At 62.2% G+C, this 26,105-nt stretch carries 22 protein-coding genes; 13 read left to right on the forward strand and 9 right to left on the reverse strand.

Features of this window, described 5'->3' with window-relative positions; translation table 11 throughout:
- Nucleotides 1–104: 104 nt before the first annotated feature.
- From J4D28_RS03250 to J4D28_RS03260, 3 genes are read left to right on the forward strand one after another with little or no spacing between them, the layout of a single operon-like run.
- Nucleotides 105–476, forward strand: coding sequence for a septal ring lytic transglycosylase RlpA family protein (locus tag J4D28_RS03250; protein WP_009046986.1), 372 nt, complete (start codon nt 105–107; stop codon nt 474–476).
- 59 nt (nt 477–535) lie between these two features.
- A complete protein-coding gene (locus J4D28_RS03255; RefSeq protein WP_009046985.1) occupies nt 536–1,591 on the forward strand; it encodes a calcium/sodium antiporter in 1,056 nt (351 codons plus the stop codon).
- Entirely contained in the window at nt 1,588–1,968 is a 381-nt protein-coding gene (locus tag J4D28_RS03260) for a carboxymuconolactone decarboxylase family protein (RefSeq protein WP_009046984.1), read from the forward strand. The genes J4D28_RS03255 and J4D28_RS03260 overlap by 4 nt, the downstream gene beginning before the upstream one ends.
- Nucleotides 1,969–2,061: 93 nt before the next feature.
- Here J4D28_RS03260 and J4D28_RS03265 read toward each other — a convergent pair whose 3' ends face one another.
- From J4D28_RS03265 to kdgD, 5 genes are all read right to left on the reverse strand, one after another.
- On the reverse strand, nt 2,062–3,003 hold the full coding sequence (locus J4D28_RS03265; protein ID WP_009046983.1) for an AEC family transporter: 942 nt from the start codon (nt 3,001–3,003) through the stop codon (nt 2,062–2,064).
- 297 nt (nt 3,004–3,300) lie between these two features.
- A complete protein-coding gene (gene garD / locus J4D28_RS03270; RefSeq protein WP_038630606.1) occupies nt 3,301–4,854 on the reverse strand; it encodes a galactarate dehydratase in 1,554 nt (517 codons plus the stop codon).
- Between the two features lie 12 nt (nt 4,855–4,866).
- Entirely contained in the window at nt 4,867–6,231 is a 1,365-nt protein-coding gene (locus J4D28_RS03275; RefSeq protein WP_038630605.1) for an MFS transporter, read from the reverse strand.
- A gap of 99 nt (nt 6,232–6,330) precedes the next feature.
- Nucleotides 6,331–7,776, reverse strand: coding sequence for an aldehyde dehydrogenase family protein (locus J4D28_RS03280; RefSeq protein ID WP_101281809.1), 1,446 nt, complete (start codon nt 7,774–7,776; stop codon nt 6,331–6,333).
- 67 nt (nt 7,777–7,843) lie between these two features.
- A complete protein-coding gene (kdgD, locus tag J4D28_RS03285; protein WP_009046979.1) occupies nt 7,844–8,755 on the reverse strand; it encodes a 5-dehydro-4-deoxyglucarate dehydratase in 912 nt (303 codons plus the stop codon).
- Between the two features lie 236 nt (nt 8,756–8,991).
- Between kdgD and J4D28_RS03290 the strand changes: the two genes are divergently transcribed.
- Complete coding sequence (locus tag J4D28_RS03290; RefSeq protein WP_103330570.1) at nt 8,992–10,629, forward strand: phospholipase; 1,638 nt, start codon at nt 8,992–8,994, stop codon at nt 10,627–10,629.
- A gap of 13 nt (nt 10,630–10,642) precedes the next feature.
- Nucleotides 10,643–10,834 carry a hypothetical protein gene (locus J4D28_RS03295; protein ID WP_009046977.1) on the forward strand — a complete coding sequence of 64 codons (192 nt, stop codon included), beginning with the start codon at nt 10,643–10,645 and terminating at the stop codon, nt 10,832–10,834.
- A 223-nt stretch (nt 10,835–11,057) separates the two neighbouring features.
- On the opposite strand, the gene J4D28_RS03300 is transcribed toward J4D28_RS03295, so the two are convergent.
- The 4 genes from J4D28_RS03300 to J4D28_RS03315 all read right to left on the reverse strand — a co-directional run bounded on the left by J4D28_RS03300 (nt 11,058) and on the right by J4D28_RS03315 (nt 15,515).
- Nucleotides 11,058–11,807 carry a FadR/GntR family transcriptional regulator gene (locus J4D28_RS03300; RefSeq protein ID WP_009042168.1) on the reverse strand — a complete coding sequence of 250 codons (750 nt, stop codon included), beginning with the start codon at nt 11,805–11,807 and terminating at the stop codon, nt 11,058–11,060.
- 67 nt (nt 11,808–11,874) lie between these two features.
- Nucleotides 11,875–13,602: an ABC transporter ATP-binding protein/permease gene (locus J4D28_RS03305; protein ID WP_009046976.1), complete on the reverse strand. Its 1,728-nt coding sequence runs from the start codon at nt 13,600–13,602 to the stop codon at nt 11,875–11,877.
- Nucleotides 13,603–13,699: 97 nt separating this feature from the next.
- Nucleotides 13,700–14,260, reverse strand: a complete 561-nt coding sequence (locus tag J4D28_RS03310) for a response regulator transcription factor (RefSeq protein ID WP_009046975.1) — start codon at nt 14,258–14,260, stop codon at nt 13,700–13,702.
- Nucleotides 14,253–15,515: an ATP-binding protein gene (locus J4D28_RS03315; RefSeq protein WP_009046974.1), complete on the reverse strand. Its 1,263-nt coding sequence runs from the start codon at nt 15,513–15,515 to the stop codon at nt 14,253–14,255. The genes J4D28_RS03310 and J4D28_RS03315 overlap by 8 nt, the downstream gene beginning before the upstream one ends.
- A gap of 400 nt (nt 15,516–15,915) precedes the next feature.
- Between J4D28_RS03315 and J4D28_RS03320 the strand changes: the two genes are divergently transcribed.
- The 8 genes from J4D28_RS03320 to J4D28_RS03355 all read left to right on the forward strand — a co-directional run bounded on the left by J4D28_RS03320 (nt 15,916) and on the right by J4D28_RS03355 (nt 26,105).
- Entirely contained in the window at nt 15,916–16,632 is a 717-nt protein-coding gene (locus J4D28_RS03320) for an SIMPL domain-containing protein (RefSeq protein WP_103330572.1), read from the forward strand.
- A gap of 214 nt (nt 16,633–16,846) precedes the next feature.
- Complete coding sequence (locus J4D28_RS03325) at nt 16,847–17,410, forward strand: cupin domain-containing protein (RefSeq protein WP_038582113.1); 564 nt, start codon at nt 16,847–16,849, stop codon at nt 17,408–17,410.
- Between the two features lie 263 nt (nt 17,411–17,673).
- Nucleotides 17,674–18,153, forward strand: a complete 480-nt coding sequence (locus tag J4D28_RS03330) for a hypothetical protein (RefSeq protein ID WP_177411728.1) — start codon at nt 17,674–17,676, stop codon at nt 18,151–18,153.
- A gap of 66 nt (nt 18,154–18,219) precedes the next feature.
- Complete coding sequence (locus tag J4D28_RS03335; protein WP_009046971.1) at nt 18,220–19,845, forward strand: ABC transporter substrate-binding protein; 1,626 nt, start codon at nt 18,220–18,222, stop codon at nt 19,843–19,845.
- Nucleotides 19,846–20,149: 304 nt separating this feature from the next.
- Nucleotides 20,150–21,751, forward strand: a complete 1,602-nt coding sequence (locus J4D28_RS03340) for an ABC transporter substrate-binding protein (RefSeq protein ID WP_016701691.1) — start codon at nt 20,150–20,152, stop codon at nt 21,749–21,751.
- 171 nt (nt 21,752–21,922) lie between these two features.
- Entirely contained in the window at nt 21,923–23,344 is a 1,422-nt protein-coding gene (locus J4D28_RS03345; protein ID WP_009046969.1) for an OprD family porin, read from the forward strand.
- Nucleotides 23,345–23,425: 81 nt separating this feature from the next.
- Nucleotides 23,426–25,021, forward strand: a complete 1,596-nt coding sequence (locus J4D28_RS03350; protein WP_009046968.1) for an ABC transporter substrate-binding protein — start codon at nt 23,426–23,428, stop codon at nt 25,019–25,021.
- A gap of 73 nt (nt 25,022–25,094) precedes the next feature.
- Complete coding sequence (locus J4D28_RS03355) at nt 25,095–26,105, forward strand: ABC transporter permease subunit (RefSeq protein WP_009046967.1); 1,011 nt, start codon at nt 25,095–25,097, stop codon at nt 26,103–26,105.

The following is a 26,105-nucleotide window of genomic DNA, read 5'->3' on the forward strand; positions in this document are numbered from 1 at the left end:
TGCGCCGCCCTGTGCAGGAGCGAACTTGCTGGCGATACGTTGTCTCAGACACAACGCTATCGCGAGCAAGTCCGCTCCTGTATTGGCATTTAGGGCTCCCTTTTATGAAGTCGCTACTGGCTGCCTGTTCCCTGCTCTTTCTCCTGGCCGGCTGCGCCAGCCATGTCATCGACCCGCGGGGTTACGACAAGACTGGCGTCGCTTCCTATTACGGTGCCAAGCATCACGGCAAACGCACCGCCAGCGGCGAACCCTTCAACCAGCACGGCATGACCGCCGCGCACCGCGAGCTGCCATTCGGCACCCGCGTCAAAGTCACCAACCTCAATAACGACAAGAGTGTCGTGGTCCGGATCAACGACCGTGGCCCGCATACCCGTGGCCGCCTGATCGATTTGTCGCGTGCCGCCGCGCAACAGTTGGGTATGATCAGAAGCGGCACCGCCAAGGTGCGCGTGCAAGCCATCAGCGACTGACCCATGGAGCCCTGATCATTTTCGGATTAACCGATTTACCGCTGCTCAGCGTCCTTCAATTGTTCAGCGGCCTGGTCCTGCTGGTCGCCGGCGCCGAGTTGCTGGTACGCGGCGCGGTCCGCCTCGCCGCCCGCCTGCGTGTACGGCCGCTGATCATCGGCCTGAGCATCGTCGCCTTCGGCAGCAGCGCGCCGCAGATGGCCGTCAGCCTGCAAGCCACCCTGGCCGAAAACACCGACATCGCCGTCGGCAGCGTGATCGGCAGCGGCATCTTCAACATCCTGGTAACCCTCGGCCTGTCCGCCCTGATCATTCCGCTGCGGGTATCGCGCCAGCTGGTGCGGCTGGATATCCCGTTGATGATCCTCGCCAGCCTGCTGGTGTTCACCCTGGCCTACAACGAAGAACTGACGCCCCTCGACGGCCTGATCCTGCTGGCGACCCTGATCCTCTACCTCGGGTTGTTGCTGCGCCAGTCGCGGCACTCGGCACGCCCACAGTCCCAGCAAGCCCCCGACGTGCCCCGCGCGCACTGGCTGAGCAGCCTGCTGTGGATGATCGGCGGCCTGCTCCTGCTGGTGTTCGCCGGCCACCTGTTGGTCGAAGCGGCGGTGGAAGTCGCCACCGACCTGGGGCTGTCCGAACGCATCATCGGCCTGACCATAGTCGCCGTCGGCACGTCCCTGCCGGCCCTGGCCACCTCGCTGATCGCAGCCTTGCGTGGCCAGCGTGATATTGCCGTGGGCAACGTCATCGGCAGCAACCTGTTCAATCTGCTGGGGGTCCTGGGTTTCACCGCCCTGGTGGCACCGACGCCCCTGTCGGTATCGCCCAACGCCGTGGACTTCGACCTGCCGGTGATGCTCGGCGTCGCCGTGCTGTGCCTGCCGGTGTTCTATTCGGGTTATCGGGTCACCCGCGCCGAAGGCCTGCTGTTTCTCGGCCTGTACCTGGCCTATGGGCTGCACGTGGTGTCCTTCACCACCGGCATGCCGCTGGCCGGCAAGCTGGAAGACCTGATGCTGTTTTTCGTCCTGCCAGTGCTGGTGGCGTTCCTGCTGTTCAGTTCGCTGCGGGCCTGGCGCCGCCAACATAAAAAAGGGGAAGCGCAATGACCGAGAATAAAAAGCAGGGCGTGGAAATGCGCCGCCAGGTGATGGGCGATGCCTTTGTCGAACGCGCCCTGGGCAACGCCACCGAGTTCAGCCAGCCGCTGCAGGACTTCGTCAACGAGCATGCCTGGGGCAGTGTCTGGAACCGCGAAGGCCTGCCGCTGAAAACCCGCAGCCTGATCACCCTCGCCGCCCTGACCGCGCTCAAGTGCCCGCAGGAACTCAAGGGCCATGTCCGCGGCGCCCTGAATAACGGCTGCACGGTGGAAGAGATTCGCGAGGCGCTGCTGCATTGCGCGGTGTACGCCGGCGTACCGGCGGCGATCGACGCGTTCCGCGCCGCCCAGGAAGTGATCGACACTTACCAGAAACCCGAGTGATCTGTAGGAGCGAGGCTTGCCCGCGATAGCGACCTGCCTGACACACCGTTATCGCGGGCAATCGAGCGTCGACCGACCGCTCCTACAAGAGCACTAGATCCACCCGCCCCACTGCAGCAGGAAGATCCCGATATTGGTGGTCACCGCCGCCATCAGCGTGGTGATGACGATGATCGCTGCCGCCAGCTCATGATTGCCATTGGCCGCCCGGGCCATGACAAAGCTCGCCGCCGCGGTCGGGCTGCCGAAATACAGGAACAGAATCCCCAGCTCCGCCCCGCGGAATCCGCAAAGCCAGGCCCCCAGAGTAGCGAGGACCGGCAGGCCGACCATTTTCACCAGGCTCGAACTCAGGGCCAGGTCGCCGCTCTCGCGCAGCGCCGCCAGGGACAGAGTGCCGCCAATGCAGATCAAGGCCAGCGGCAGGGTCATCTGCGCCAGGTACTGGCCGGACGTCTCCAGCCAGGTCGGCAGGCCGATCTGGAAAACCGCGAAAGGCGTGGCCGCCAGGACGCTGATGATCAACGGGTTGCTGACCACGCTTTTGCAGATGCTCCATGGATCGGATTTGATCACCGGGCTGTACACCGCCAGGACGATGGTCGACAGGGTGTTGTAGAACAGGATCACCAGCGCCGCGAGAATCGCCCCGAGGGAAATCCCGTAGTCGCCGTACATGCTGGCCGCGAGTGCCAGGCCGATGACCCCGTTGTTGCCGCGAAACGCGCCCTGGGTGTAGATGCCCCGGTCTTCCCGCGGGCAGCGCCAGATCGCCCAGCCCCAGGCGAAGGCAAAGCTGGCCAGGGTGGCCACGGCGAAATAGATCAGCAGCCCCGGCTTGAGCGCCGAATGCAGATCGGCATGGAGGATGCCGAGAAACAGCAGCGCCGGCATGGTGACGTTGAACACCAGGGCCGACGCCGTGTGGATAAAACCGTCGTTGATCCAGCCGATGCGCTTGAGCAGCACACCGAGAAACAACATGGCGAATACCGGCGCGGTGATATTCAGCGTTTCGAGAAAAATGGCCAGCATGCCGGGTCAACCTTGAACCTGTCGTTAGGCGGCTAATGATAAGCCAGCCCGCGCCCTTAAGCCCGATGGATTTGCCCTAACCGCAAGCAGATCCATCGGACCGCAGGCGTTCGCGGCTATCAAACGCCACGCCCGCACTGCGCTCGATCGCAGCCTGCGGCAGCGGCTACAGAGTCTGTGTCGGGCTCGGTTGAGTGGCATGTCGCGATCGGTGTAGCCGCTGCCGAAGGCTGCGATCGCCCCGAAGGGGCGTTGGCGCCCCACCTACGCTGAAGATCCTGCGGCAGCGGCTACCGATCAGGTAATTGGCGCCGGATTGAACAAGGTGATGTCGTTGTGCAGCTTGTGCCGCTCGGCCCAGGTCTGCTGCTTGCCACTGGCCACGTCCAGGTAGAAATGGAACAGCTCCCAGCCCAGCTCTTCGATACTCGCCCGCCCGGTGGCGATGCGCCCGGCGTCGATGTCGATCAGGTCCGGCCAGCGCTGGGCCAGTTCGGAACGGGTCGAGACCTTGACCACCGGCGCCATCGCCAGCCCGTAAGGCGTGCCACGCCCGGTGGTGAACACATGCAGGTTCATCCCCGCCGCCAGTTGCAAGGTCCCGCAGACAAAGTCGCTGGCCGGCGTCGCGCAGAAGATCAGGCCTTTGCGGGTGAAGCGCTCGCCCGGCCCCAGCACGCCATTGATCGCGCTGCTGCCGGACTTGACGATGGAGCCCAGGGACTTCTCGACGATGTTCGACAACCCGCCCTTCTTGTTGCCCGGCGTGGTATTGGCACTGCGGTCGGCCTCGCCCTTGGCCAGGTAACGGTCGTACCAGTCCATCTCGCGCACCAGCTCCCGGGCCACCTCTTCGGACTCGGCGCGGGAAGTCAGCAGATAGATGGCATCGCGCACCTCGGTGACTTCGGAAAACATCACCGTCGCGCCGGCCCGCAACAGCAGGTCCGAGGCATAGCCCAGGGCCGGATTGGCGGTGATCCCGGAGAAGGCATCGCTGCCGCCGCACTGCATGCCGAGGACCAGCTCCGAGGCCGACACGGTTTCCCGGCGCCGCTGATCGAGCTTGCGCAAACGCACCTCGGCCAGCTCCATGATCTGCTCGATCATCTCGGTAAAACCCTGGCTGGAGTCCTGCAGGCGGTACAACCAGGGCTCGCTGAGGTCCACCGAACTGTCGCCTTCGTGCATCACCTGCCCGGCCTGCAGCTTCTCGCAGCCCAGGCTGATCACCAGGGCCTCGCCCCCCAGGTTCGGGTTGCGCGCCAGGTTACGCACGGTACGGATCGGGATATAGGCATCGGTGGCGGTGATCGCCACGCCGCAGCCATAGCTGTGGGTCAGCGCCACCACATCGTCGACGTGGGGATACTTGGGCAGCAGTTCGTCCTTGATCCGCTTGACCGCATGATCGAGCACCCCGGTCACGCATTGCACGGTGGTGGTGATGCCCAGGATGTTGCGCGTGCCGACCGTGCCGTCGGCATTGCGATAGCCCTCGAAGGTGAAACCTTCCAGCGGCGCCTGGGCCGCCGGCACCTCGGTGGACAGCGGCAGGCTGTCCAGCGGCGGCGCGCTGGGCATGCGCAACTGCTCCTCCCTGACCCAGCTGCCGCGGGCGATCGGCTGCAAGGCATAGCCGATGGTCTGGCCGTAGCGAATCACCGGGCCGCCTTCGGCGATGTCTTCCAGCGCCACCTTGTGGCTCTGGGGGATAAAGTCCAGGGTCACCAGGCCGTCGGCGAACGCGGTGCCCGCCGGCACGCCCTGGTCATTGACCACAACCACCACGTTGTCCCGCTCGTGCAGGCGGATGTAGCGCGGCGAATCGGAATGTTCAATCAACTGCATGACGCCGCCCCTTCAGGAATGCGCTTGGGAAAGTTGGGTCAGCTCGGGGCCGTTGCTCGGTGGCTCCTTGAGCACCACGCGCTTGATCGGACCGACGATCACCAGGTAGCTGAACACCGCCAGCAGTGCGTTGCAGCCGACGAACACCAGCGCCCATTTGAACGAGCCGGTGGAACTGATGATGTAGCCGATGACGATCGGCGTGGTGATCGACGCCAGGTTGCCAAAGGTGTTGAACAGGCCGCCGCTCAAGCCGGCGATCTGCTTCGGCGAGGTATCGGACACCACCGCCCAGCCGAGCGCGCCCACGCCTTTGCCGAAGAACGCCAGGGCCATGAAGCCCACCACCATCCATTCGATGTCCACATAGTTGCAGGCCACAATGCTGCTGGAGACCAGCAGGCCGGCGATGATCGGCGCCTTGCGGGCGAAGGTCAGGGAATGCCCCTTGCGCAGCAGGTAGTCGGAAATCACCCCGCCGAGCACTCCACCGATAAAACCGCAGATGGCCGGCAAGGAGGCGATGAAACCGGCCTTGAGAATGGTCATGCCACGCTCCTGCACCAGGTACACCGGGAACCAGGTCAGGAAGAAGTAAGTGATGCCATTGATGCAGTACTGGCCCAGGTACACGCCGAGCATCATGCGGTTGGTCAGCAACTGGCGCAGGTAGTCCCATTTCGGGCCGTCGCTGCGTTTGCCCTGGACCTTGTCCTGGTCCATGTCGACCATGCCGCCGTTGTCGGCGATGTGCTTGAACTCGGCCTCATTGATCAGCGGGTGCTGGCGCGGGCTGTAGATCACCTTGAGCCAGACCAGCGAGAAGACGATGCCGATCGCGCCCATCACGATGAACACGTGCTGCCAGCCGAAGTGATAGACGATCCAGCCCATCAGCGGCGCGAACAGCACCGTGGCGAAGTATTGCGCCGAGTTGAAGATCGCCGAAGCCGTACCGCGCTCGGCGGTGGGGAACCAGGCCGCGACAATCCGCGCGTTACCGGGGAAGGATGGCGCCTCGGCCAGCCCCACCAGGAACCGCAGCATGAACAGCGCCACCACCGCGGTGGAAATGCCGAACTCACCGACATAACCCTGCAGCACGGTGAACAGCGACCAGGTGAAGATGCTCAGGGCATAGATTTTTTTCGAGCCGAAGCGGTCGAGCAGCCAGCCGCCGGGGATCTGCCCCGCCACATAGGCCCAGCCGAAGGCGGAGAAGATATAACCGAGGGTGACGGCGTCGATGCCGAGGTCTTTCTGCAGGCTGGAGCCCGCGATGGCGATGGTGGCGCGGTCGGCATAGTTGATCGTGGTCACCAGGAACAGCATGAACAGGATCAGGTAGCGGACGCGAGTCGGCTTGGTCGCTTGCATATGGATGTACTCCCACTAATTATTTTTATGCGGGTAAAACATTCGCTTCATCGACCCCGCCGGGCCTCAGGCAAAGGCTGGCGGGGGGTACAGCGGGGCTTACGATCCGATGTAGGAGGTCTTCACCACGGTGTAGAACTCCTGCGCGTAGCGACCTTGCTCGCGGGAACCATAGGATGAACCTTTGCGACCACCAAAAGGTACGTGGTAATCGACGCCGGCCGTCGGCAGGTTGACCATGACCATCCCCGCCTGGGAGTGGCGCTTGAAGTGGTTGGCGTATTTCAGCGACGTGGTGGCGATGCCCGCCGACAGGCCGAATTCGGTGTCGTTGGCCATGGCCAGCGCCGCCTCGTAGTCGGCAACGCGCACCACGTTGGCCACCGGGCCGAAGATCTCTTCGCGGCTGATGCGCATCGAGGCCTGGCTGTCGGCGAACAGGGTCGGCGCGAGGAAATACCCCTCGGTATCGCAGGTCACCAGGCCGCCACCGCTGACCAGCCGCGCCCCTTCGGACTGGCCGATATCGATGTACTTCAGGTCCTGTTCGAGCTGCGCCTGGGATACCACCGGGCCGATATCGGTACCGGCCTTCAGCGCATGGCCGACTTTGATCGAGCGCATGCGCTCGGCCATCGCCTCGACGAACCGGTCATGGATGCCCGCGGTGACGATCAGCCGGCTGGAAGCGGTGCAACGCTGCCCGGTGGAATAGAAGGCACTCTGTACCGCCAGCTCCACCGCCTGCTTGAGGTCGGCATCGTCGAGGATGATCTGCGGGTTCTTGCCGCCCATTTCCAGCTGCACCTTGGCCTGGCGCGAGACGCAGTTGACGGCGATCTGCCGGCCCACGCCCACGGAACCGGTGAAGCTGATGCCGTCGACTTTCGGGCTGTTGACCAGGGCGTCGCCGACCAGCCGGCCGCTGCCCATCACCAGGTTGAACACCCCGGCCGGGAAACCGGCACGGGAAATGATTTCCGCCAGGGCCCAGGCACAGCCCGGCACCAGCTCGGCGGGCTTGAGCACCACGCAGTTACCGTAGGCCAGGGCCGGGGCGATCTTCCACGCCGGGATGGCGATCGGGAAGTTCCACGGGGTGATCAGGCCGACCACGCCCAGGGCTTCGCGGGTCACTTCGACGTTGACGCCCGGACGCACCGACGGCAGGTAATCCCCCGAGAGGCGCAGGCATTCGCCGGCAAAGAACTTGAAGATATTGCCGGCGCGGGTCACCTCGCCGATGGCTTCGGGCAGAGTCTTGCCCTCCTCCCGGGCCAGCAGGGTGCCGAGTTCTTCACGACGGGCGAGGATCTCGCTGCCGACCTTGTCCAGGGCATCGCTGCGCGCCTGGATACCGGAGGTCGACCAGGCCGGGAATGCATCGCGCGCCGCATCGATCGCGGCATGCACCTGAGCCAGGTCGGCCTTGGCGTATTCGCCAATGACATCGGACAACTCGGACGGGTTGATATTGGTCGAGTAGTCGGCACCGGCAAGCCACTGGCCACCGATGTAGTTATCGAAGCGTTTTACCTCTGCCACGCGCCCTCTCCTTACACAAAAGCCTTACGCAAAAGGCCGCTGATCGCTCAGCGGCCCCGGGGATGGATTACTGCGCGCCCTGGGCATCGATCAACGCCGCCAGCGCTTCATATTCTTCCGGCAACAGATCGGTCAGCGGCGCCCGCACCGGGCCCGCGTCATGGCCGACGATGCGGGCTCCGGCCTTGACGATGCTCACCGCGTAACCGGCCTTGCGGTTGCGGATATCCAGGTAAGGCAGGAAGAAGTCATCGATGATCTTGCCGACCGTGGCGTGATCTTCCCGGGCAATGGCGTGGTAGAAATCCATCGCGGTTTTCGGGATGAAGTTGAACACCGCCGAGGAGTACACCGGCACGCCCAGGGCCTTGTAGGCCGCAGCGTAGACTTCGGCGGTCGGCAGCCCGCCCAGGTAGCTGAAGCGATCGCCGAGGCGACGGCGGATCGACACCATCAGCTCGATATCGCCCAGGCCGTCCTTGTAGCCGATCAGGTTCGGGCAGCGCTCGGCCAGGCGCTCCAGCAGCGGCGCGGTCAGGCGGCAGACGTTGCGGTTGTAGACCACCACGCCGATCTTCACCGATTTGCACACCGCCTCCACATGAGCGGCGACCCCATCCTGGCTGGCTTCGGTCAGGTAGTGCGGCAACAGCAACAGCCCCTTGGCCCCCAGGCGCTCGGCCTCCTGGGCGTATTCGATGGCCTGGCGGGTCGAACCGCCGACCCCGGCCAGGATCGGCACGCTGGTGGCGCAGGTGTCGACCGCGGTCTTGATGATTTCCGAATATTCGCTGGCCGCCAGGGAGAAAAACTCACCGGTGCCGCCTGCGGCGAACAGCGCCGAGGCGCCGTAAGGGGCCAGCCATTCCAGGCGCTTGATATAGCCCGCGCGATGGAAATCGCCCTGGGCATTGAAATCGGTCACCGGGAAAGACAGCAAGCCGGAGGAGAGGATGGACTTCAGTTCTTGTGGATTCATTATTCGAACACCCTGGGACGCACATTGTGATGAGAAACACATCAGCCTTGGCCGAAGTTGTAAGTCATCGTACAACTTAAAAAGCAATCGTCAACAGCAATTCGTCAGCCACCGCCAAAATACGCGGCAAAAAATACCTGCTTGACGGGTCAGGATTTTGCTTTATGCTCGCAAAACAACTGTATATACATACAGCTGTATTTTTGAAATACCTACGACATATCAAGGAGCTAGAAATGTCAGGTCTACACACTCAGCAGCGGGAACAGCTGCAGCACAAAAGCCAGATCGTTGCCGATCTGGACAGCCTTTTCAGCGAACGCGGCATTGCCATTTCCGGTGACGGCGACCATCTGGTACTGATCGCCGACGGTCATCACACCATCAAGTATCACAAGCCCGGGATCCTCCCCGCGGCACCGGGCAAAAACCTCAAGGCCCTTCCCCAGCTGCGTTTCGAGGGTGGCGAGCACACCGCCATCGGCGACGCCACCCTGTTGCGTTTCGTCAAGGACGCCCCCGGTGTTCCGGCCTGGCAGGTCGAATTGCACCTGCCCAACGGCCTGGCCCTGACCTACGGCCAGGTGGTGGCGCTGGGTGGCGATTTTTATGGCATCCCCGACCAGCCGATCTGCGAAGGCGCGACGCCGGAGGATCGTTTGCAGCGTTTTACCGCCGCGTTCAACTCGCTTGCCGTGTTGCCGGCGGCCAAGGACGAGGCGAAACAGATTCTCGCGGTGATGCAGAAGGAAATCGCCGCCGCCAACCAGGCGCTCAAGGACGGCCGACAACCTCACGAGGCGTATGACGCCCTGAGAGATACGTTGTCCGAAGAGTGGAACAAGATCACCGGCGGCGGCAGTTTCGCCTCGGCGCTGTTCCCCCTCGGTCGCTACCTGAAGCTGGCGGCCAACAATGCCGACCATTTCGGCGAATGGGCGCTGCTGGCCTATATCGCCGGGCACACCGCGGCCCTGCAGCAGGCGGTGCTGGCGCACAAGAACGCCGACGAGAAGCAGCTGGAACTGGCCTACGCCATGAACGCCTTCGCCGATCACTTCCTCACCGACCTGTTCTCCGCCGGCCATGTGCGGGTACCGCGCAAGCAGCTGGCGGCGGTGGTCACGCCGAGCGACCTGGGTTCGCTGATCACCCGCTTCATGCACGACGAAGACAGCAAGTTCGGCCTCAACGTCAGCAACGCCCAGGGCGACCGCTGGCATGCCTATGGCGACAAGCGTTATTTCGACACCATCGACAGCAACAACCGCAAGCAGGTCAAGCTGGCGGTGCAGCGCTCGGCGGACGAGATTTTCGAAAGCTACCTCAGCGGAACGGCCCCGACGCCCGGCAACTTCACGGCGCTGAAGCTGCTGCCGGACCTGAACGCTGCCAAGAGCGGCAACTTTTCACCGCTGTTCGTGATGCAGGGCGACAAGGTGCTGCGACGCAGCGACGTGAACAACCTGAACGATACCAAGACCATCGACAACTGGTGGGGCTGGAGCACTTACCTGCTGCTCAAGGACTACAAGCCCAACAAGCCGGCGGGCTACCTGGAAGCACCGACGCTCGCCCCGAGCATCCAGGCCAATGGCTGGCAGAGCCAGGCACCCAGCGAACCCAACTGGTTGCCGGGCAATGCCGTGCGTTATGCCTTCAGCTACACCAACGGTTTGAACGAGTCGTACATCGGCCCCTGGTCCGCCTACGCCGAACTGAGCGACCGCTTCCAGCCAACCCTGAATGTGCCGGTGGATACCGGCAGCGGTTCCAGCGGGCGTAACCTCTTTCGCCAGTTCCGCGGCGGCTCGCCGGAGTTGATCGCCTCGATCGACAAGACCGCCACCACCTACATCGACCGCAATGCCTGATAAGGACATCGACATGGCTATCAATCTGACTCTAGAACTGGCCTCTGGCCAATCCCTGCAGGGCGCGCCCCTGGAACTGCTGGTCAACGGCGCTCCCGTCGCGCGGGCAACCGTCGACCAGCAAGGGCGCGTGGCTTTCGATGCCAAGCCCGCTGCCGGGCAACTGGCCGTGAGGGTGGACCGCTCGATTCTCAAAGGCCGCTAAAAGCAGCACGAGCACGCTTCGCGCCTACCGAAGACGAACAGTGTTTCTGTAGGAGCGAGCGGGCGGCGATCCGACTTGCCAGCGATAAAGGCTGCCCAGGCGATGATTTTCTGCCGGCAGAACAGCGCTAGCCCTTTAGGACGCTGCTACGCATTCGATGGAAAGCCTGCTCGCGACAGCCGACAACAGGCGCCAACCCTCCCCGGTCTGGCGCCTGTTGCATTTACCCGCGCTGCGCTTCTGCCTCTTCATGGGCATGGCGCAGCCGTTCGCGGCTGTTGGTCAGGTGCAGGCGCATGGCCGCTCGGGCCGCATCCGAATCCTGGCGGGCAATGGCTTCATAGATTTCTTCGTGTTCACGGCTCAGGCGGCTCATGTAGTGCTGCTGATCGTCGTGAGCCAGGCGCGCCGAATTCAGGCGGGTGCGCGGAATGATGCTGGTCCCCAGGTGGGTCATGATGTCGGTGAAATAGCGGTTGCCCGTGGCCAGGGCAATCTGCAGGTGGAACTGGAAATCCGAGGCCACCGCATCGCTGTCGTGGGCCGCGCTTTCATTGAGGGCATCCAGCGCCGCGCGCATCGCCGCCAGTTGCTCGGTGCTGCGCCGCTGCGCGGCCAGCCCGGCCGACTCCACTTCCAGGCTGATGCGCAGTTCCAGGATCGCCAGCACATCGCGCAAGGTCACCACGGTCGCCGGATCGATCCTGAAGCCGCTCGGGCTCGGCGTGTCGAGCACAAAGGTGCCGATGCCATGGCGGGTTTCCACCTGGCCGGCGGCCTGCAACCGGGAAATGGCTTCGCGCACCACGGTCCGGCTGACGCCATGGGCCTCCATGATCGCCGACTCGGTGGGCAACTTGTCACCGCGCTTGAGCTGACCGTCGCGAATCTGCTCCGACAGCACGGTCACCAGTTCCTGGGCGAGGCTACGGCGCTTGCGTGGAAGGCGGGGCGCCGTGTTCTGGTTGTCCATGGTGAAGATCTTTCTCCGAAAACTGATGACGCATCATAGCTCAGCCAAGTTGTACGATCACTGTTGACTACACCGTCACCGCCTGGTCGACCAGATGCCCGCGCTCGATGCGGATGTGCCGCGGGTGGAAACGCTTGAGGCTGCTGCGATGCCCGACGCTGACAATGCTCAGCCCCGGAAGCTGGTCGATCAGCGCCTGGTACAGGGTCGCCTCGTCTTCTTCGTCCATGGCCGAGGTGGCCTCATCCATGTACAGCCATTGCGGCGCATAGAGCAACGCACGGGCAAAGGCCAGGCGTTGCTGCTCGCCCGGGGACAACATGCGCTGCCAGTGATTGCTCTCGTCCAGGCGGGACACCAGGTGCGGCAGGCGGCAGGTTTCCAGCACCTGTGCATAACGCTCCTGCGGGTAGGTATCGCCCGACTGTGGATAACTCAAGGCTTCGCGCAGGCTGCCGATCGGCAGGTAAGGCTTCTGCGGCAGGAACAGATAACGCTCGGCGGGCATGCGGATGCTGCCGTGACCAGCCGGCCAGAGCCGCCCCATCGCCCGCAGCAGGGTACTCTTGCCGCTGCCGGAGCGACCGCTGAGCATCAGCCGCTCGCCGGGGCTCACGGTCATCTCGGCACCGGCCAGCAGGTGCCGGCCATCCGCCAGATCCAGGCCGAGGTTATGCACTTGCAGGGTTTCGCCCTGGTTCTGCACGTCGATGGCGGGCGCGCGCTCTTCGTTTTCGCTCATGGCCTGGCGGAAGCTCAGCAGACGGTCGCAAGTGGCGCGCCATGCCGCGAGCTCGGAATAGGCGGTGATGAACCAGCTGAAGTTCTCCTGGACGTTGCCGAATGCCGAGTTGATCTGCATCAGCTCGCCCAGCTCGATCTTGCCTGTCAGGTAACGGGGGGCCGCGACGATGAAGGGGAAAATGATCGCGATCTGGCCGTAGCCCGAGGTGAAGAAGGTCAGGCGCTTGGACACTTTCATGATGTCCCAGAAGTTGTGCCAGACCATGCCGAAGCGAGCGCTCAAGCGTTTGTTCTCGTTCGGCTCGCCGTCATACAGGGCGATGCTCTCGGCATTCTCGCGCACGCGCACCATGGAGAAACGCAGGTCCGCCTCGAAACGTTGCTGGTTGTTGTTCAAGCCGATCAGGCGTCGACCGATCAGGTGGGTCAGCCAGCTGCCGACGGCGGCGTACACCAGGGCGCACCAGAACATGTAGCCGGGAATGGTGTAGCCGAAGACTTCGATACTGCCCGACACGCCCCACAGGATGATCGAGAACGACACCAGGCTGACCACGGTACGCAGCAGGCCCAGGGCGAGCCCCAGGGTATTGCTGGTGAAACTGTTGAGGTCTTCGGAAATCCGCTGGTCCGGGTTATCGGTGTAGCCGCCCTGCTCCAGCTGGTAGTAATTCTTGTGGCCCAACCAGCGGGCGAAGTGTTTTTCCGTGAGCCAGGCGCGCCAGCGGATGGTCAGCATCTGGGTCAGGTAGAGCCGGTAGACCGCGGCCAGGATGGCCACCGCGGCAATCCCGCAGAAATACAGGATCAGTTGCCAGAAGGCTGCTTCATCCTTCCTTTGCAGGGCGTTGTAGAAGTCCTTGTACCAGCTGTTGACCCACACCGAGATCGCCACGCTGAACAGGGTCAGGGCGACCACCGCGAACAGCAGCAGCCAGGCCTTGCCCTTCTCCTCGCTGCGCCAGTAAGGCGTAGTCATTTCCCAGACACGACGGAAAAACTGCCCGCGCACAGTATCGTTGACCGCGGAATACTCAGCGTTCTGATTCATCATCAAGGCTCGATTGTGATAAGGACAAGCATCGAGCCGATCATAGAGGATCGGCTCGCTTTTTCACTCGTCCCGAGGACATTCGTTCAGTCGCGGTTCAGCGACGAACCGGGCGCTTCTGCAACTTGCGCTGCAGCGTTCGGCGGTGCATGCCCAGGGCGCGGGCAGTGGCGGAGATATTGCCTTCGTGTTCGGTCAGCACCCGCTGGATATGCTCCCATTGCAGGCGGTCCACCGACATCGGGTTTTCCGGCACCAGGGTGTCGAGGTCGGCGTGCTCGGAGAGCAGCGCGGCCAGCACGTCATCGGCATCGGCCGGTTTGCACAGGTAGTTGCAGGCGCCGCGCTTGATCGCTTCGACCGCGGTGGCGATGCTCGAATAACCGGTGAGGATCACCACGCGCATTTCCGGGTCGAGCTCGAGCAGCTTGGGCAGCAGCACCAGGCCGGAGTCGCCGTCCATCTTAAGGTCCAGCGCGGCGAAGTCCGGCAGGTCCTGCTGGGCGAGGGCCAGGCCTTCCTCGGCGGAACCTGCGGTGCTGACGCGAAAGCCGCGACGGCTCATGGCCCGCGCCATCACCCGGGTGAAGGTGGCGTCGTCATCCACCAGCAACAGATGCGGCAGTTCTTCGCCTTCGACTTGGATTTCGTCACTCATGTTGGTCTCCTCGGGCGCCGTGGGGCAGACGCAGCTCGGTGAGCGTGCCGCCTTCCTCATGACTGTAGAGTTTCACTGAGCCGCCGGCGCGTGTCACGCTGGCTTTGCTCAAAAACAGGCCCAGGCCGAAACCTTTGCCCTTGGTGGTAAAAAACGGTTTGCCGATCTGCTCGGCGATGGCCAGCGGCACACCGGCGCCGTGGTCGCGAATGCTGATGGTCAGGGTCTCGGCGTCCCAATCCAGTTGCACTTCCAGCCCTTCCGGACAGGCGTCGGCGGCATTGTTCAGCAGGTTGAGCAGCGCCTGGGTCAGGTCCGGCGGCGGCGCTACCCGCGGCATCGGGCCCTGGCCCAGCAACTGGAAACGATAGGTGGCTTCGGGGCGCATCAGGTGCCAGCGGTTCAGCGCTTCATCGAGCCAGACGGTGACATCCTGCATTTCCACGGCCATCCGGCGGTTGGCCTCGGCGGCGCGCACCAGTTGCTGCAGGGTTTCCTTGCACAGCTTGACCTGATCCTGGAGCACGCCCAGGTCATCCTGCAGCAGCGGGTCGAGGTTGTCCTGGCGCATTTCCTTGAGCAGCACGCTCATGGTCGCCAGGGGCGTTCCCAATTCGTGGGCGGCGCCAGCGGCCTGGGTCGCGACAGCCAGCAACTGCTGGTCGCGCAGGCCCTCTTCGCGGCGGATCGCCCGCAGCTCCTCCTGCCGTCGCAGCTCCTCGGCCATCCTCGCGGCGAAGAAGGTGATCACCGCCGCAGCCAGGGCGAAGCTCAGCCACATCCCGTAGATCTGCAGGTTTTCCCGGGCGATGGGGAAAGTCTGCAGCGGGTAGAACTGCGCCAGCAGCAAGGTGTACATGGTCAGCGCGATGCCGGAAAGGACCACCGAGTAACGCCATGGCAAGGTCACGGCGGCGATGGTCAGCGGCACCAGGTAATAGGAGACGAAGGGGTTGGTCGAGCCGCCGGAGAAATACAGCAGGGCACTGTGGATAAACAGGTCACAGGCCAGTTGCACGGCATATTCCAGCTCGGTGACCGGCCACGAGGTGCGCAGGCGAATGGCGGTGAAGGCGCAGAGAATCAGCGACAGGCCCAGGGTCACGGCCAGTTGCAGCCAGGGCAGCGGCAGCAGGTCGAACCAGTAGGCGAGCCCCACCGAACCGGCCTGAGCGGCCAGAACCAGGATGCGGATGAAAGTCAGACGCCAGAGGTTCTGGCGAGTGGCGGAAAGCAGTTGTACGGGGGCGAGCATGAGCTCTCCTGATGAGCGCTCCAGGCGGATCGCGACGAGTATAACCAAGCAGCGGCCCAGACAGGCAAAACTGCGGCAAACCGCCACAGTCTTGGGCAACGGCCAATCGCAGGCAAGCCTTGCCTGCAAAAGCACCATTTGCCTGTAGGAGCGAGGCTTGCCCGCGATAGAGCGCAAGGCGCTCGCCATCCCCATCCCGGAGTCCGACTCGCGAACAGATTGCGACTGCTGCGCAGTCGAGCGCAGGCTTCGCCAGCGGCTACCAAAGCCCCCGCAGTTGGTATTGGGTAATAGATGTATAGAAGTTGTTAACGGGCCGAACCAGACAATAAAAGCTAGAGTCTGATGGTTTCACGCAGGCTGGGACCCAATACCTGCGGACCGTACTCAAGGAGTTTTCATGCATACATTCAGTCGCAGCGCCGCCCTTCTCGCCCTCAGCGCCGGCACCCTCGCCAGCCTGCCGGCCATGGCCGCCGATGAGCTTCATTACAACCAGATCTCCCTGCGCGCCGAAGTCAGTCAGGAAGTGGCCCGCGACCTGATGATCGTCACCCTCTACAGCGAATCGCAGAACGCCGACCCGGCCAAGCTCGCCGCGGAAATCACCACCACCATGAACAAGGCCCTGGGCCAGGCACGCCAGGTCAAGGACATCACCTTGCGCCAGGGCAGCCGCAACAGCTACCCGATCTACGACACCAAGGGCCAGAAGATCACCGGCTGGCGTGAACGCGCCGAGCTGCGCCTGGAAAGCTCGGACTTCGCCGCGCTGTCCAAGCTCACCGGCGAACTGCTGACTGATCTGAAAATGGGTGGCATGGACTTCGCCATCGCCGATCCGACCCGCAAGGCCAGCGAAGACAAGCTGCTCAAGGAAGCGGTCGACGCCTTCAAGGCACGCGCGCAACTGACCACCGAAGCGCTGGGCGGCAAGGGCTACAAGATCGTCAACCTGAACCTCAACAGCAACGGTTATCCACAGCCGTACCTGCGTGGCCAGATGATGATGAAAGCCGCGGGCATGGATGCGGCGCCGGTCACTCCGGAAGTCGAAGCCGGTACCAGCCAGGTCAGCATGACCGCCGATGGCTCGATCGAAGTGCTGATGCAGTAACGTTTTCCCTGCCTTCCGAAACGGCGGTAACCTCCAGCAAAATCAGGTTACCGCCTTTTTTCTACCCTCTATTTCAACCCGAGCCTGAGGGCCTCGCCTTGGGGGGCTGAACTCGGCCAGGTCGGTGATGCTAAAGTTACCGACCTCGGTCGCCCATCAGACGTCATTGATGTCCACCGGGTATACTGCGCCTTTCCTATAAGAGTCTCTCCAAATGACCGCAGATCGCATCGGCGAACGCCTGCGTCGCTATCGCCGCGCCGCCAAGAAAACCCTGCGCCAGATCGCCAGCGAATCCGGTCTGACCGCCAGTTTTCTCTCCCAGGCGGAGCGCAATCTCACCGGAGTCTCGATCTCCTCCCTGGTCAACATTGCCAAGTCTCTGAACGTTCCGCTGAACGCCCTCTTCGACCAGCCGACCCAGGCCCAACCCGACTCCCACGACGGCAAGCGGGTGCGCTACACCATCGAAGGCCAGCCCCTGTCCTACGAGCGGCTGTCCAGTTCCTTTCCCGGCAACCTGATCAACGCGGTGAAGATGAACATACCGGTGGGCTACCAGTCGGAACTGATTTCCCATGATGGCGCCGAGTTCTCCTACGTTCTTGCGGGGCAGATTGTCTACACCATCGAGGGGCAGCAGTATCCCCTCGGCGCCGGCGACTCGGTGCACTTCGACTCGACCAAACCGCACTACCTGGCTAACGCCGGCAACGACCCGGCAGAAGTATTGACCGTCACGACCATGGGCCTGTTCGACGACCATTCAGCGGCCTGAAACCCGGCCCATGGTCGCCTGCGCAACCTCACAGACACCCTGTGCGCAAGAGAAATGTTAGTCACGCTTAATTTTCGTTGACCACGATTTCAGCATGACTTAATTTCGGCATCGGCGAATCGTCAATCAACCACATAACAAGCGATCGCCGTCGCCACACAGGGTCCATGGGGGTGCATCCATTCCCCATAGAAGGCGAGTTGTCCCGGCCCACAAGGCCAATCCTCAGATGCGCCCCAGAAAAAGAAAAAATTGAGGTTTGCATGCGTAAGACCTTTCCGCTCCAGGTTTGGCAGACAGCGGGGCTGATCCTCGGCGTCCCACCGTCACACGCCACCCGCAACCTCCACAGTGACAACTTCACTGCGAGCCACAACGTCAACACCGCCGACGATGTGCTGTTCACCCGCCATCGCCTGCAAGATCCCGGGCATCCGTTCTCCACGGCCTCCCTCAGCAAGCCGCTCTACTTCATCCGGTCAACCCAATGCGCCAAACATTTGCGCCAGACAGGCCAGGCGGCTCAACCAGAAGCCAGTCGACACCCGCTCCAGCGACGCACCAATCGGAGGCACGGTTCGCCCTGGATGCCCCGCAAGAAGGCAACCCATGCACCAGAAAAAGCCAGCGCATACGGTCAAATTCGTCAATATTTATACAAATGCGTCATTCCTGTACGTTCGTTCCACTCCTTGATACTTGTGACAGCCCCGCATCTTGCATTGGGTATGGGGCCTGCATAAGTATCGGCGGGTCGACTCATAAGGTCGCCCTCTACACCAAAAATGACAACAAATCATGAGGCCACCATGTTCAAACAAGCAGTCATTCCGCTTTTAGTCAGCGCCGGCTTGCTCGCCAGCGCACCCTTCGCCCAGGCAGCGACTAACCTGGTGTTCTGCTCCGAAGGGAGCCCGGCCGGTTTCGACCCAGGCCAGTACACCACCGGAACCGACTTCGACGCCTCAGCAGAAACCATCTTCAACCGTCTCAGCCAGTTCGAGCGTGGCGGCACCGCCGTCGTTCCTGGCCTGGCGACCAGTTGGGACATTTCCGACGATGGCCTGACCTACACCTTCCATCTGCGCGATGGGGTGAAATTCCACACCACGCCGTACTTCAAGCCGACCCGTGATTTCAACGCCGACGACGTGCTCTTCACGTTCAACCGCATGCTCGACAAGGACATGCCGTTCCGCAAGGCGTACCCGACCGAATTCCCTTACTTCACCGACATGGGGATGGACACCAACATCACCAAGGTCGAGAAAGTCGACGACAAGACCGTCAAGTTCACCCTGAAAACCGTAGACGCCGCGTTCATCCAGAACCTGGCGATGAGCTTCGCCTCCATCCAGTCCGCCGAGTACGCCGACCAGCTGCTCAAGGAAGGCAAGCCGGGCGACATCAACCAGAAGCCGATCGGCACTGGCCCGTTCGTGTTCAAGAGCTACCAGAAAGACTCCAACATCCGTTACACCGGCAACAAGGAGTACTGGAAGCCTGAGGACGTGAAGATCGACAACCTGATCTTCGCCATCACCACCGACCCGTCGGTACGCATCCAGAAGCTGAAAAAGAACGAATGCCAGGTCACCCTGTTCCCACGTCCGGCCGACCTCAAGGCCCTGGGCGAGGACAAGACCCTCAAGCTGCCGCAGCAGGCCGGCTTCAACCTCGGCTACATCGCCTACAACGTGATGCCTGTGCTCAAGGGCCGCACTGACGCCAACCCACTGGCCGACCTCAAGGTCCGTCAGGCGCTGGACATGGCGGTGAACAAGCAGCAGATCATCGACTCGGTCTACCAGGGCGCGGGCCAGCTGGCGGTCAACGCCATGCCACCGACCCAGTGGTCCTATGACGACACCATCAAGGATGCCAAGTACGACCCTGAGAAAGCCAAGGCGCTGCTCAAGGAAGCCGGCATCAAGGAAGGCACCCAGATCACCCTGTGGGCCATGCCGGTGCAGCGTCCGTACAACCCGAACGCCAAGCTGATGGCTGAAATGCTGCAGTCCGACTGGGCGAAGATCGGCCTGAAGGTCAACATCGTCAGCTACGAATGGGGCGAGTACATCAAGCGTTCCAAGGGCGGCGAGAACCAGGCGATGATCATCGGCTGGAGCGGCGACAATGGTGACCCGGACAACTGGCTCGGCACCCTGTTCGGCTGCGACGCCATGAACGGCAACAACTTCTCCAAATGGTGCGACAAGCCGTACGACGCACTGATCAAACAAGCCAAAGCCACCCCGGACGTGGCCAAACGCACCGAGCTGTACAAGCAGGCGCAACACCTCCTCAAAGACCAAGTCCCGATGACACCTATCGCCCACTCGACGGTGTTCCAACCCATGCGCGCCAACGTGCAGGACTTCAAGATCAGCCCCTTTGGTCTGAACTCGTTCTACGGCGTCAGCATCAGCAAATAAGGGTCTGCAACGGCGACGTCACCTGATGTCGCCGTTGCCTTACCTGCCAGGACTGCCGGAACTCGAACGCTCTTCCTCTTGCTGCGCCCATCGTGGTGAGTACGGGCATTTCGGAAGTTCCCTACATGTCTTTCAGGCTCATTGGCATTTACTACCCATGCGGCGACCCCTACCGTCAAAGCATGGAGTGGTGCATCCATTGCCCGGCATTTGCTGCAAGCGAGGACTTGGGATCGATGACATGACCGCCTCCGGATGAGGCGACTGCTCATCGATCAAAACAATAAAAGGGAGAGGGAGCGTCATGCGTCATTCTCTGGTTTTATCCGCCCTGTTGGGCACCGGTCTGTTGACCGCAACCTCCGCCAGCCTGGCGGCCAGCAACAGCCTGGTGTTCTGCTCCGAAGGCAGCCCGGCCGGTTTCGACACCGCGCAATACACCACCGCCACCGACAACGATGCGGCGGAGCCGCTGTACAACCGCCTGGCGGAGTTCGAAAAAGGCGCGACCAATGTGGTGCCTGGCCTGGCTACTCACTGGGATATTTCCGCGGATGGCTTGCAGTACACCTTCCACCTGCGCGAAGGGGTGAAGTTCCACACCACGCCGTACTTCAAGCCGACGCGTGATTTCAACGCCGACGACGTGGTCTTCACCTTCACCCGTATGCTCGACGCCGAGCACCCTTTCCGTAAGGCCTACCCGACCGAGTTTCCCTACTTCAACGGGATGAGCCTGAACAAGAACATCGCCAAGGTCGAGAAGACCGGGCCGCTGACCGTGGTGATGACCCTGAACTCGGTGGACGCCGCGTTCATCCAGAACATCGCCATGAGCTTCGCCGCGATCCTCTCGGCCGAATACGCCAACCAGTTGCTCACGTCCGGCAAGCCCAGCGAGATCAACCAGAAGCCGGTCGGCACCGGGCCGTTCGTGTTCAAGAGCTACCAGAAAGACTCGAACATCCGCTACACCGCCAACAAGCAGTACTGGGACCCGAGCCGGGTCAAGCTCGACCAACTGATTTTCGCCATCAACACCGATGCCTCGGTGCGCGTGCAGAAGCTCAAGGCCGGTGAATGCCAGGTCACCCTGCACCCGCGGCCAGCCGATGTCGAAGCGCTGAAAAAAGACCCGAAACTGCAACTGATCGAAAAGCCCGGCTTCAACCTCGGCTACATCGCCTACAACGTTCGCCACAAGCCCTTCGACCAGCTCGAAGTGCGCCAGGCGCTGGACATGGCGGTGAACAAGCAAGGCATCCTCAACGCCGTGTACCAGGGCGCAGGCCAGCTGGCAGTCAACGCCATGCCGCCGACCCAGTGGTCCTACGACACCAGCATCAAGGACGCCGCCTACAACCCGCAAAAGGCCCGTGAGCTGCTCAAGGCCGCCGGGGTCAAGGAAGGCACGGAAATCACCCTCTGGGCCATGCCCGTGCAACGTCCCTACAACCCCAACGCCAAGCTGATGGCCGAAATGCTCCAGTCCGACTGGGGCAAGATCGGCCTGAAAGTGAAGATCGTCAGCTACGAATGGGGCGAGTACATCAAGCGCACCAAGAATGGCGAGCACGACATCAGCCTGATCGGCTGGACCGGCGACAACGGTGACCCGGACAACTGGCTCGGCACCCTGTACAGCTGCGACGCCATTGGCGGCAACAACTACTCCATGTGGTGCGACCCGCAGTACGACAAGCTGATCAAGCAGGCCAAGATCGTCACCGATCGCGAACAGCGCACGGTGCTCTACCAACAGGCCCAGCAGTTGCTCAAGCAGCAGGTGCCGATCACCCCTGTCGCCCACTCGACGGTCAACCAGCCGTTGAGCGCCAAAGTCGAAGGATTCAAGGTCAGCCCTTTCGGCCGCAACGTGTTCTCGGGCGTCAGCATCGACCAATAAATGATTAGCCAGGCCGCTGGGGGCGATATTCGCCCCCACGCAAATTTGTTGCCTGAATTCGGCGTTCACGCCTCATGCAAACGTTTGCTATGCCTTGAGTGAGTTGTAAAGCAAAAGCCGGTCAACCAAAAAGACCGGCATAAAAATAAAGAAAGCAAAGGAGCTTCACCCATGAAACCGAGCAACACCGCGTTACTGGCCCTGGCCATCAGCAGCATCACGGCCATGGCCCATGCGGAAAGCGTGAGCCAGGAATTCGTTCCGACGACCCTGGCCGGTACCAACGCCCAAAGCGAAGCCAAGGGTTTCATTGACGGACAGAGCCTTGGGGGCACCACCCGCAACTGGTACGCCAATGAACTGAAGCGTCGTGACGACACCTTCAGCTACAAGAAAAACAGCGTCAAAAACGATCCCACTGCACCCAAGACCCCGACCGCCCGGCGTATCAACTGGGTCCAGGGCACCATCCTCAACTACACCTCGGGGTTCACCCAGGGCACCGTTGGCGTCAGCACCGAAGTGGCTGCCTACAACGCCATCGCGCTGGACCGTGATCGCAAGGACATTGCCGGTGGCTCCAACCGTACCCTGGCGGACTCCAACGGCGACGCGGTAGATCAGTGGAGCAAACTGGGCCTGGCCAACGTCAAGTTCCGGGTATCGAATACCACGCTGACCGCCGGTCGCCAGAACTTCAGCACCCCGATCATCGACGTCATCGGCAACCGTGCGCTGCCTTCCAGCTTTGAAGGCATCAGCCTGCACAGCGAAGAGCTGAACAACCTGTCGTTCGACCTGGCCGGCTTCGACCGCGTTTCGCCACGCAGCGAACAGAGCCTGTCGAAATTCCGTACCGAGTACTCCGCCACCGGCGTGGAAACCGACAAGGTCTACACCGCAGGCGTGAACTACCAGCCGTTCAAGAGCCTGAAGACCAGCCTGTATGGCGCCAAGGTCGAAGACTTCTGGAACCAGTACTACTTCGGCGCCACCCACGAACTGGGTGACAGCCAGGTACTGAGCCTGACCACCGGCCTGAACTACTACAAGACCGTCGACGAAGGCAAAAAGTTGATGGGCGAGATCGACAACGACACCTACTCGCTGTCGCTCGGCCTGGCTCACCAGGCGCACAGCCTGACCTTCTCCTACCAGGAAGTGAACGGTAACGAGTACTTCGACTACCTGCACGAAACCAACGGTATCTACCTGGCCAACTCCCTGCTTTCGGACTTCAACAGCCCGAACGAGAAGTCCTTCCAGATCGCCTACGGCCTCAACATGGCCGAATACGGCGTACCAGGCCTGAAGTTCAACATCTACCAGGCGCGTGGCTGGGGCATCGACGGTACCCACTACCGTGGCACCGCCTACACCGACCCAGGCGCCAAGCGCGGCGACCTGAGCCTGATGGATGGCGAAACCCACTACGAATACGGCATTGGCGCGTCTTATGCAGTCCAGAGTGGTCCGCTCAAGGCCACCGCCATTCGTGCGACCTACACTACGCACCGGGCCAGCGAACACCAGGCCGACGGCAACATCAACGAGTTCCGTCTGGTCACCACCATCCCGTTCAACATTCTCTAAAAACACACCGGCTGGTTGGCGAATTCATGATGAATTCGCCATTCCAGCTACTCTGGTTCAACCGATTGCAGAGGGTTCTAGATGAAAATGCTATCCCTGAGAGCGGCCATCGCTGCCGCACTGCTGAGCGTCGCCGCAGGCGTCTCGGCCAAGCCCTTGGTGGTCTGTACCGAAGCCAGCCCGGAAGGCTTCGATATGGTCCAGTACACGACTGCAGTCACTGCCGACGCGGTGGCGGAAACCATCTTCAACCGCCTGGTGGACTTCAAGCCCGGCACCACGGACATCGAGCCGGCCCTGGCCGAGTCCTGGGAGATCAGCCCGGACGGCCTGACCTACACCTTCCACCTGCGCAAAGGCGTCAAGTTCCACAGCACCGATTACTTCACGCCGACCCGCGAGATGAACGCCGACGACGTGCTCTGGAGTTTCCAGCGCCAGCTGGACCCGAAACACCCGTGGCATGACAAGTCCAGCGTGGGCTTCCCCTATTTCGAGAGCATGGGCTTCAAGGAGCTGCTCAAAAGCGTCGAGAAAACCGACGACCACACCGTGGTCTTCACCCTGACCCGTCGCGAAGCACCGTTCCTGGCCGACGTGGCCATGGCCTTCGCCTCGATCTTCCCGGCCGAATACGCCGACCAGCTGCTCAAGGCCGGCAAGCCCGGCGACCTCAACAGCAAGCCGATCGGCACCGGCCCGTTCATCTTCCAGCGCTACGCCAAGGACGCCCAGGTGCGGTTCAAGGCCAACCCGGACTACTTCCGTGGCAAGCCACCAGCCGACGCGCTGATCCTGGCGATCACCACCGATAACAACGTGCGTCTGCAGAAACTCAAGGCCAACGAGTGCCAGGTCGCCCTGTATCCGAAACCCGACGACATCCCGAGCATCAAGGCCGACACCAACCTGAAGGTCGACGACCTGGCCGCCATGACCGTGGGCTACGTCGCCCTGAACACCACCAAGAAATACATGAGCGACCCGCGTGTCCGTCAGGCCATCAACATCGCCTTCGACAAGGAAGCCTACGTCAACAGCCTGTACGGCAAGGGCAACGCGGTGGTCGGCACCGGCCCCTACCCGCCGACCCTGCTGGGCTTCAACGCCAGCCTGGGCAACCCGGCCCGCGACCTGGACAAGGCCCGCGCCCTGATCAAGGAAGCCGGCGTGCCGGAAGGCACGGTCTTCACCCTGTTCACCCGCAACGGCGGTGGCCCGACCAACCCCAACCCGCTGCTCGGCGCGCAGATGATGCAGTCCGACCTGGCGAAGATCGGCCTCAAGATCGATATCCGCGTCATGGAATGGGGCGAGATGCTCAAGCGCGCCAAGAACGGCGAGCACGACATGGTTTCCGCCGGCTGGGCGGGGGATAACGGGGACCCGGACAACTTCCTGACCCCCAACCTCAGTTGCGAGGCCGCCAAAAACGGCGAAAACTACGCTCGCTGGTGCAATAAAGCGTTCCAGAGCCTGATCGATCAGGCCCGCGCCGAGTCCGAGCCGGCCAAACGGACCGCACTCTATGAACAGGCCCAGGACATTTTCGACAAGGAACAACCCTGGATCCCCATGGCCTATCCGAAAATGTTCACCGCAATGCGCAAGAACGTCGAGGGCTACCACCAGAGCCCCCTGACCACCAACAACTTCGCTACGACCCAGGTGAAGTAGATAAGAAACGCCCGGCATCCCTGACCCCAGGGATGCCGGACACGCCTAACCGGCTGATGAGGTACACCAGAAGATGTTTAGTTTTATTGCCCGCCGTGTGGGGTTGTTGATTCCCACATTCTTCGGCATCACCTTGCTGACGTTCGCATTGATTCGCATGATTCCCGGCGATCCCGTGGAAGTCATGATGGGCGAGCGCCGGGTAGACCCTGAGATGCATGCCCAGGCAATGGAACGCCTTGGTCTGAACAAACCGCTGTATGCCCAGTACCTGGACTACATCGGCAAACTCGCCCAGGGCGACCTGGGTGAATCCCTGCGGACTCGCGAGAGTGTGTGGACCGAATTCACTTCCCTGTTCCCGGCGACCCTGGAACTGGCCTCGGCCGCGATGCTGTTCGCCGCCGTGATCGGCCTGCTGGCCGGGGTGATCGCCGCGCTGAAACGAGGATCGCTGTTCGACCACGGGGTGATGGGCATCTCCCTCGCGGGCTACTCGATGCCGATCTTCTGGTGGGGCCTGATCCTGATCATGTTCTTCTCCGTGAGCCTGGGCTGGACCCCGGTTTCCGGACGGCTCGACCTGCTCTACGACATCGAGCCGAAAACCGGCTTCATGCTCATCGACACCCTGCTGGCCGATGACACCAGCGCCTTCTTCGACGCCCTGCACCACCTGATCCTGCCGGCCATCGTGCTCGGCACCATTCCGCTGGCGGTGATCGCACGGATGACCCGTTCCTCGATGCTCGAAGTGCTGCGCGAAGACTACATCCGCACCGCCAAGGCCAAGGGCCTGTCGCCCGCCCGCGTGGTGTTCGTGCACGGCCTGCGCAACGCGCTGATCCCGGTGCTGACCGTGGTCGGCCTGCAAGTCGGCACCCTGCTGGCCGGCGCGGTCCTGACCGAAACCATCTTCTCCTGGCCCGGCATCGGCAAATGGCTGATCGAAGCCATCGGCGCCCGGGACTACCCCGTGGTGCAGAACGGCATCCTGTTGATCGCCTGCCTGGTGATCCTGGTCAACTTCGTGGTGGACATCCTCTACGGCTTTGCCAACCCACGCATTCGCCACCAGCGCTGA

Source organism: Pseudomonas sp. GW531-T4 (genome assembly GCF_017349615.1).
GTDB lineage: Bacteria > Pseudomonadota > Gammaproteobacteria > Pseudomonadales > Pseudomonadaceae > Aquipseudomonas > Aquipseudomonas chlororaphis_I.

Coding starts and splice junctions, on each gene's coding strand:
- J4D28_RS03250 (WP_009046986.1), top strand. CDS start 105: ATGAAGTCGCTACTGGCTGCCTGTTCCCTGCTCTTTCTCCTGGCCGGC.
- J4D28_RS03260 (WP_009046984.1), top strand. CDS start 1,588: ATGACCGAGAATAAAAAGCAGGGCGTGGAAATGCGCCGCCAGGTGATG.
- J4D28_RS03265 (WP_009046983.1), bottom strand. CDS start 3,003: ATGCTGGCCATTTTTCTCGAAACGCTGAATATCACCGCGCCGGTATTC.
- garD (WP_038630606.1), bottom strand. CDS start 4,854: ATGCAGTTGATTGAACATTCCGATTCGCCGCGCTACATCCGCCTGCAC.
- J4D28_RS03275 (WP_038630605.1), bottom strand. CDS start 6,231: ATGCAAGCGACCAAGCCGACTCGCGTCCGCTACCTGATCCTGTTCATG.
- kdgD (WP_009046979.1), bottom strand. CDS start 8,755: ATGAATCCACAAGAACTGAAGTCCATCCTCTCCTCCGGCTTGCTGTCT.
- J4D28_RS03290 (WP_103330570.1), top strand. CDS start 8,992: ATGTCAGGTCTACACACTCAGCAGCGGGAACAGCTGCAGCACAAAAGC.
- J4D28_RS03295 (WP_009046977.1), top strand. CDS start 10,643: ATGGCTATCAATCTGACTCTAGAACTGGCCTCTGGCCAATCCCTGCAG.
- J4D28_RS03300 (WP_009042168.1), bottom strand. CDS start 11,807: ATGGACAACCAGAACACGGCGCCCCGCCTTCCACGCAAGCGCCGTAGC.
- J4D28_RS03305 (WP_009046976.1), bottom strand. CDS start 13,602: ATGAATCAGAACGCTGAGTATTCCGCGGTCAACGATACTGTGCGCGGG.
- J4D28_RS03310 (WP_009046975.1), bottom strand. CDS start 14,260: ATGAGTGACGAAATCCAAGTCGAAGGCGAAGAACTGCCGCATCTGTTG.
- J4D28_RS03315 (WP_009046974.1), bottom strand. CDS start 15,515: ATGCTCGCCCCCGTACAACTGCTTTCCGCCACTCGCCAGAACCTCTGG.
- J4D28_RS03320 (WP_103330572.1), top strand. CDS start 15,916: ATGCATACATTCAGTCGCAGCGCCGCCCTTCTCGCCCTCAGCGCCGGC.
- J4D28_RS03325 (WP_038582113.1), top strand. CDS start 16,847: ATGACCGCAGATCGCATCGGCGAACGCCTGCGTCGCTATCGCCGCGCC.
- J4D28_RS03330 (WP_177411728.1), top strand. CDS start 17,674: ATGCGTAAGACCTTTCCGCTCCAGGTTTGGCAGACAGCGGGGCTGATC.
- J4D28_RS03335 (WP_009046971.1), top strand. CDS start 18,220: ATGTTCAAACAAGCAGTCATTCCGCTTTTAGTCAGCGCCGGCTTGCTC.
- J4D28_RS03340 (WP_016701691.1), top strand. CDS start 20,150: ATGCGTCATTCTCTGGTTTTATCCGCCCTGTTGGGCACCGGTCTGTTG.
- J4D28_RS03345 (WP_009046969.1), top strand. CDS start 21,923: ATGAAACCGAGCAACACCGCGTTACTGGCCCTGGCCATCAGCAGCATC.
- J4D28_RS03350 (WP_009046968.1), top strand. CDS start 23,426: ATGAAAATGCTATCCCTGAGAGCGGCCATCGCTGCCGCACTGCTGAGC.
- J4D28_RS03355 (WP_009046967.1), top strand. CDS start 25,095: ATGTTTAGTTTTATTGCCCGCCGTGTGGGGTTGTTGATTCCCACATTC.